This window comes from Kitasatospora sp. NPDC029312, from assembly GCF_055569215.1.
The window spans coordinates 1-7,437 of sequence record NZ_JBVHXY010000073.1 but is presented as its reverse complement, the minus strand read 5'-3'; the positions used below and the strand labels follow the sequence as shown (position 1 = coordinate 7,437).

The following is a 7,437-nucleotide window of genomic DNA, read 5'->3' as shown; positions in this document are numbered from 1 at the left end:
CTCCCCCCCACCCCCCCCACCCCCCCCCACCCCCCCCCCCCCCCCCCCCCCCCCCCCCCCCCCCCCCCCCCCCCCTCCTCCCTCCCCCCCCCCCCCCCCCCCCCCCCCCCCCCCCCCCCGCGGCCTGCTCAGCGGCCCGTCAAGCCCCGTCCGGGCTGTCCGGCCCGTGCCGGCTGGCGCCCCGGCGAGGCTCCTGGCGGATCGGTTCCGCCGGGAGCCCCGCCGGGGCGAGCCGAAGGTGCTAGGCGGCGGGCAGGGCGTCCAGGGCGGAGCGCAGCCGGCGCAGCGTCTCGGGGCGGCCGAGCAGCTCCATCGACTCGAACAGCGGCGGGGAGACCCGGCGGCCGGTGACGGCCACCCGCAGCGGCGTGAACGCGAACTTGGGCTTGATGCCCAGGCCGTCCACCAGCGCCTCGCGCAGCGCGGCCTGGATCGGCTCCGGGGTGAAGTCCGCGAGCTCCTCCAGCGCCTTGACGCTGGCCTCCAGCACCGGTCGGGCGTCGGCGGTGAGCACCTTGGCGGCGTCGTCCGGGTCGACGGTGAAGTCGGCCGGGTCGACGAACAGGAAGCCGGCCATGTTGACGATCTCGCTCAGCACGACCATCCGCTCCTGGGTGAGCGGAGCGACCCTGGCGAGCACGTCGAGCTGCTCGGCGGTCGGCTCGGCCGGCAGCAGGCCGGCGGACTGCAGGAACGGCACGAGGCGGCGGGCGAAGTCCTCGGGAGCCAGCTTGCGGACGTGCTCGGCGTTGATCGCCTCGCACTTCTTCAGGTCGAAGCGGGCCGGGTTGGCGTTGACCTTGGCGATGTCGAAGGCGGCGACCATTTCGTCGATGCCGAAGATGTCGCGGTCCTCGGCCAGCGACCAGCCCAGCAGGGACAGGTAGTTGAGCAGGCCCTCGGGGATGAAGCCGCGCTCCCGGTACAGGTTGAGCGAGGACTGCGGGTCGCGCTTGGAGAGCTTCTTGTTGCCCTCGCCCATCACGTACGGCAGGTGGCCGAAGCGCGGGGTGGTGCCGTTGCCGACGCCGATCTCGGCGAGCGCGGCGTACAGCGCGATCTGCCGGGGGGTGGAGGAGAGCAGGTCCTCGCCGCGCAGCACGTGGGTGATGCCCATCAGGGCGTCGTCCACCGGGTTGACCAGGGTGTACAGCGGGGCGCCGTTGGCCCGGACGATGCCGTAGTCGGGCACGTTCTCGGGCTCGAAGGTCAGGGTGCCGCGGACCAGGTCGTCGAAGGAGATGGTCGTGTCGGGCATCCGGAAGCGCAGGATCGGCTCGCGCTTCTCCAGCTTGTAGACCGCGATCTGGTCGTCCGTCAGGTCGCGGCAGTGGCCGTCGTAGCCGGAGGGCTTGCCGGCCGCGCGGGCCGCCTCGCGGCGGGCGTCCAGTTCCTCGGTGCTGCAGTAGCAGTGGTAGGCGTGACCGGCCTCGTGCAGGCGGCGGGCGACGTCGGCGTAGATGTCCATCCGCTGCGACTGGCGGTACGGCGCGTGCGGGCCGCCGACCTCCGGGCCCTCGTCCCAGTCGAAGCCGAGCCAGCGCATCGCGTCGAGCAGCTGCTCGTACGACTCCTCGGAGTCGCGGGCGGAGTCGGTGTCCTCGATCCGAAAGACCAGCGTGCCGCCGTTGTGGCGGGCGAAGGCCCAGTTGAAGAGGGCGGTGCGGACCAGGCCCACGTGGGGGTTGCCGGTCGGGGAGGGACAGAAGCGAACCCGGACGGCCGGGTCAGTGTTAGCCACGCTTGATCACCTTGTTGGCGAGAGTGCCGATGCCTTCGATGGAGACGGCGACCTCGTCGCCGACGTTGAGGGGGCCCACCCCTGCGGGCGTGCCGGTGAGGATGACGTCGCCGGGCAGCAGCGTCATGGCCTCGGAGATGTGGACGATGAGCTCGGCCACCGAGCGGACCATCAGGGAGGTGCGGCCGGTCTGGCGGAGCTCGCCGTTGACCGTGCAGGTGATGGCGAGGTCGCCGGGGTCGAGGTCGGTCTCGATCCACGGGCCGAGCGGGCACGCGGTGTCGAAGCCCTTCGCCCGGGCCCACTGGCCCTCGCGCTGCTGGACGTCCCGGGCGGTGACGTCGTTGGCGCAGGTGTAGCCCAGGATCACCTCGGGCACCCGGTCCAGCGGCACCTCGCGGCACATCCGGCCGATCACCACGGCGAGTTCGGCCTCGTGGTGGACGTCCGAGGAGAACGGCGGGTACGCGATGCTCTCGGTCGGGCCGATCACCGAGGTGGAGGGCTTGAAGAAGGTCAGCGGGACGTCCGGGACGTCGTTGCCCAGCTCGGCGGCGTGCGCCGCGTAGTTGCGGCCGACCGCCACGATCTTGTTGGGGAGCATCGGGCTGAGCAGCCGGACGTCCTGGAAGCGGTAGCTCTCGCCGGTGGGCTGGGGTTGGCCGAACGGGTGGCCGGCCAGCGCGTGGACGACCAGCGAGTCGGGCTGGGAAGGGTCCCCCTCGACCACGCCGAAGGAGACGCTGCCGGCGGCAGGGCTCCCTTCCCGGACGGAAAACCTGGCAATGCGCACGGCTGGGCTACCCCTCGCTTCGTCGGCCGCCCGGGGCGCCCCCGGGCGCTGCTGGGCGCCTCGCCCTCCGTGGGCGCGGCCCCGTCAATCGTCGTCCAGGCTATCGCGTGGGGCCCGGGCCGACCGCTTTGCCCCTGTTCAGCGCGGTTCCGATGGGAAGGCCCGGATCCGGACGACGGCGAGGGCGCCGCGGATCCCGGTCGGGGTCCGCGGCGCCCTCGGCGGAGCAACGGTCGGGTCAGTCCCGGGGGGTGATCACCGGGGCGACCATCAGCTGGGTGCGGCGCGGGTTGGCCGTGCTGGCCGGCAGCTCGGTGGAGTACGTGACGGCGTCCTCGGGCTTGCGGGCGCCCGGGATCTTGCCGAAGTCCTCGACCGAGGCCAGCGTGGTCCGGCGCGGGTTCGCCGTGTTGCGGCAGGACAGCGTGGACTTGGTGGCCTTCTTCGCCAGGGACATCGAGAGCACCTCGTGGTCACGGCCGGGCGGATCCGCACGGGAGCGGCACCGGCCTGAGTGGTTCCGATTGATTCGGAGGGGTTCTGGGCAGGCTGATCGTGGCCGTGCTCCGGAGAGAGCCAGGTTACGAGATCTCATTCCACAGAGACCGTGACCAAAGCTACACATTGACCTGTGATTTTGCTCACAAATTCCTGAGCAAATCGCAGATATACGACATATCGCCGCAACGGGATTTCCCGACATTCCACCCAGAACGGGCATTCCAGCAGGTCTGTGACTCTTTTCGATCTACGGCCCGGTTGGCATGTATCCGGCGAGTGTCCGAAAAAGGCGGTATTCCGGTCCCGTTACCGCACAGTCCGTGAAACGGCGCATGCGTTCGGTAGTACCCGGCGAGTCGCTCCGGCGGGCCTTGTTGGGATTCCCCGGCTGTGCTGGAATGCCACGGACCGTGGGTAGGGAGTAGTCCACCCCGGCGACCCGCTCTCCCGGACCGGCCGGGGTGCGGATGGAAACTCGACACCGTCCAGGCCGTGGCGACGCGGCGGGACGCCCGGTCCAGAGGTTGCGACGCCAGTGCAGGGACGTTTCAAAAGGGGTAGCGGCGCCGCGGGAGACCCGGAGTCGCGTGAGCCTGTGGCAGCCCCCCAGCAGGCGGCGGCCCCCGGCGGCCCGGCCGACCCGGTGACGCCCGAGGGCCCCGGCCGACCGGAGGAGGACGGCCAGGACCGCAAGTCCGCCCGGGACAAGCTCCGGACCACCCTGACCAGGCGCCGCGCCACCGGTCTGAGCCGGCTCGCGATGCGCAACTGGCGCATCCGCACCCGCCTGATCGCCCTGCTCGCGCTGCCGGTGCTGGTCTCGCTGATCCTCGGTGGTCTGCGCATCCAGACCTCGCTGGAGAACTCGCAGCAACTCGCCCAGATGGCCAACCTGTCGGATCTGGCCAAGAAGGCGACCAACCTCGCGGACGCGCTACAGACCGAGCGCGACATCAGCGCCGGCTTCATCACCAACCGTCCGAACGACCCGCTGGACGACGACATCGTCACGGCGCGCAAGTCCACCGACGACCTCAGCCGCACCTTCACCGCCTCCTCGGACAAGTTCGAGAACCTCGAACTCTCCGGTGGGAAGGCGCTGCTGTTCCAGATCCGCAAGGACCTGAACTCCATCGCGGACGCCCGCAACACGCCGTACCAGAACAGCCAGAACATCCAGGCGACGATCACCGCCTACGACGTGATCATCCGCGACCTGCTGTCCATCACCCAGGACATCGCGCTCGCCTCGAACAACAAGGACCTGCTGGTCTCCACCCGCGCGCTGCAGCAGTTCTCGCTGGCCAAGGACGCCACCTCGCAGCAGCGCGCGCTGATCAGCGCCGGTCTGGCCAACCCCAAGGGCCCGGACCTCAGCCCCAGTGACGAGTCCTTCGGCATCCGCCTGCGCACCTCGTACGACAACGCGCTGACGAGTTTCAACAACATCTACACCGCGCACGACCTCGACAACCTGCGCGGCCAGCTCAGCTACAACTCGGTGGTCGCCGACGCCGACCGCTACTCGCGCTCGATCCTCCAGCCCAGCGGCATCCACCAGACCGAGCCGGTCTCGTACAAGGACTGGTACGAGAAGGCCAGCGCCAAGATCACCGCCGAGCGCCGGATCGAGTCCAAGCTGATCGAGGACCTCGACGGAAAGGCCCAGGACCTGCAGTCCCAGGCCGACACCGAGGCCCTGATCATCGGTGCCGCCGTCGCCCTGGTGCTGCTCGTCGCCCTCGGTGGCGCCGGTCTGATCGCCCGCTCGATGGTGCGCTCGCTGACCCGCCTCCAGGCCGCGGCCGAGGACGTCGCCGAGCGGCGCCTGCCCGAGCTGGTCAAGACCCTCTCCGAGAGCGACCCGCACGACGTCGACACCACAGTCGAGCCGGTCGCCGTCGACTCGACGGACGAGATCGGCCACGTGGCACACGCCTTCGACATGGTGCACAGCGAGGCCGTCCGCCTCGCCGCCGAGCAGGCGCTCCTGCGCGGCAACATCAACGCGATGTTCACCAACCTCTCGCGCCGCAGCCAGGGCCTCATCCAGCGCCAGCTGTCGCTGATCTCCGAGCTGGAGAGCCGCGAGGCCGACCCGGACCAGCTGGCCAACCTGTTCAAGCTGGACCACCTCGCGACCCGCATGCGCCGCAACGGTGAGAACCTCCTCGTCCTCGCCGGTGAGGACCCGGGCCGCCGCTGGACCAGGCCCGTCCCGCTCGTCGACGTGCTCCGCGCCGCCGCGTCCGAGGTGGAGCAGTACGAGCGCATCGAGCTCGCCGCCGTCCCCTCGGCCGAGGTCGCCGGCCGCGTCGTCAACGACCTCGTCCACCTGCTCGCCGAGCTGCTGGAGAACGCCACCTCGTTCTCCAGCCCGCAGACCCGCGTCCGGGTCACCGGCCACGCGCTGCCGGACGGCCGGGTGCTGATCGAGATCCACGACACCGGTATCGGCCTGAGCCCGGACGACCTCGCCGAGATCAACGAGCGCCTCGCCAACCCGCCGACGGTGGACGTCTCCGTCTCCCGCCGCATGGGCCTCTTCGTGGTCGGCCGCCTGTCCCTGCGACACGGCATCCGGATCCAGCTGCGCCCGAGCGACTCCGGCGGCACGACCGCGCTGGTCATGCTCCCGGTCGACGTCACCAACTCCGCCGAGCGGCGCGGGTCCGCCCGCCCCGGCCCCGGCCAGGGCAAGCAGCAGCGCGGAGTCGCCCCGACGCCGCGCCAGCAGCGCCAGGTCCCGCCCGGCCGCCAGGGCGGTCCGGCCGCGCTCGGCCAGGGCCCGGCCGGCGGTGCCCCGCAGGGCGGCCGTCCGCAGCTCGGCCAGGGCGGCCCGGGCGCTCCCGCCGCACCGACCGGCCCGGGTGCACCCGGCGGCCGCTCCGGCGGGCTGCCGACCCGCCAGGCCGGCCAGTCGCTGCGCGAGACCCCGGCCACCGGCCAGCCCGGCCAGGCCCCGCAGGTGCCGGCTCAGCAGGGTCAGGGCCAGCAGGGTCAGGGCCAGCCGCAGCAGGCGCCGCAGGGCGGTCTGCCGCAGGGCGGCCCCGGCCGCCAGGGCCCGCCGAAGGGCGGCATGAACGGCCTGCCCCGCCGCGGCCAGGGCCGCCCCGGCCAGGAACGCCCCCAGGCCGGCGGCGAGTTCGGCGGCGCTCCGGCCCCGCGGACCGGCGAGCAGCCGCAGCACGGCCGCCCCGGCGGCCCCGGCGGCCCCGGCGCGCCGCAGCAGGGCGCCCGTCCGGGCAACCGTCCGCAGGACGGCCTGCCGCAGCGGGCCCCGGGCCGTCAGGGCTCCGGTGCCCCCGCTCAGCAGGGCCCCCAGGGTCCGCAGGGTCAGCAGGGTCCGCAGGGTCAGCAGGGTCCGCAGGGCCAGCGCCGTCCGCAGCGCCCCGGCCCGGACGCGCCGCGCCGTGACCGCCAGCCGCAGCTGCCGCCGCAGCAGGCCCAGCCCCAGCAGCAGGCACAGCGGCAGGCCCAGCCTCAGCTGCCGCCCCAGCAGCAGGCCCAGCCGCTGCCGTCGGCCGAGCCGGCGCCGGTGGAGAGCACCCAGCAGTTCGCCCGGCCCCGCTTCGAGGCCAGCCAGATCGACCCGCGCGACCCGCTGGGCCTCGGCCTGGTGGAGCCGGTGCTGCCGAACGTGCCGAACCCGGCCCAGCCGCAGCCCCAGCCGCGCCCGGAGCAGGCCCCGGTCCAGCCGCAGCAGCGGCAGCGGCAGGAGCCCATGGCGCTGCCGACCGGCCCGTCCGAGGCGACCGGGGGGCAGCCCTGGTACCCGGAGCAGGGCGCGGCGCACCCGCAGGACCCGCAGCAGGCCAGGCCGCGCCCGTACCAGCCGCGTCGGCCCGGCACCTCCGCGCCGGACACCCAGGCGCCGGCCCCGCAACAGGCCCAGGCACCGCAGCGGGCCCCGCAGCAGCCGCAGCAGCCGCAGCCGGGCGTCGCCGACGCGCCGTGGCGCCCGTCCGCGAACGACGAGCGCTGGCGCCGGGCCGAGCAGGTCCGCGAGCCCTCGACCAGCGGCGTCACGATGTCCGGTCTCCCCCGCCGGACCCCGCAGGCCAACCTGGTCTCCGGGACCGCCGAGGCCGCGCCGCTGACCGGTCCGCAGGTCTCCCGGGCTCCCGAGGAGGTCCGCGGCCGGCTGACCAACCTGCGCCGGGGCATCCAGCAGGGCCGCCGGGCCGGCGCCGGGCAGGGCGCCAACCAGCCGGGCTTCCAGCATGGTGCCCAGCAGCCCGGATTCGATAGTTTCGGTGGCCGGAGCGACGGCAACGGCGCAGATCACCAGGAGCGTTGAGTTGAACCAGATGAGCCAGGCCGCACAGAACCTGAACTGGCTGATCACCAATTTCGTGGACAACACCCCCGGGGTGTCCCACACCGTGGTGGTCTCCGCGGA

Annotated in this window: 4 protein-coding genes and 1 pseudogene; 2 read left to right on the top strand and 3 right to left on the bottom strand. The window is 72.9% G+C overall.

Annotated features, from left to right (window positions below; translation table 11 throughout):
* Window positions 1-241 precede the first annotated feature (241 nt).
* The 3 genes from gltX to ACZ4WV_RS34525 form a co-directional block, all read right to left on the bottom strand.
* Complete coding sequence (gene gltX / locus ACZ4WV_RS34535) at window positions 242-1,741, bottom strand: glutamate--tRNA ligase (protein WP_465752920.1); 1,500 nt, start codon at window positions 1,739-1,741, stop codon at window positions 242-244.
* A complete protein-coding gene (locus tag ACZ4WV_RS34530) occupies window positions 1,734-2,534 on the bottom strand; it encodes a fumarylacetoacetate hydrolase family protein (protein ID WP_465752919.1) in 801 nt (266 codons plus the stop codon). Before ACZ4WV_RS34530 ends, gltX begins: the two co-directional genes overlap by 8 nt.
* A gap of 238 nt (window positions 2,535-2,772) precedes the next feature.
* Window positions 2,773-2,991: a hypothetical protein gene (locus ACZ4WV_RS34525; protein ID WP_465752917.1), complete on the bottom strand. Its 219-nt coding sequence runs from the start codon at window positions 2,989-2,991 to the stop codon at window positions 2,773-2,775.
* 804 nt (window positions 2,992-3,795) lie between these two features.
* Here ACZ4WV_RS34525 and ACZ4WV_RS34520 point away from each other — a divergent pair.
* Together ACZ4WV_RS34520 and ACZ4WV_RS34515 are read left to right on the top strand one after the other, a co-directional pair.
* Window positions 3,796-7,335, top strand: coding sequence for a nitrate- and nitrite sensing domain-containing protein (locus ACZ4WV_RS34520; protein WP_465752950.1), 3,540 nt, complete (start codon window positions 3,796-3,798; stop codon window positions 7,333-7,335).
* A 10-nt stretch (window positions 7,336-7,345) separates the two neighbouring features.
* Window positions 7,346-7,437 (top strand): annotated as a pseudogene (locus ACZ4WV_RS34515) (roadblock/LC7 domain-containing protein); the annotation flags it as partial.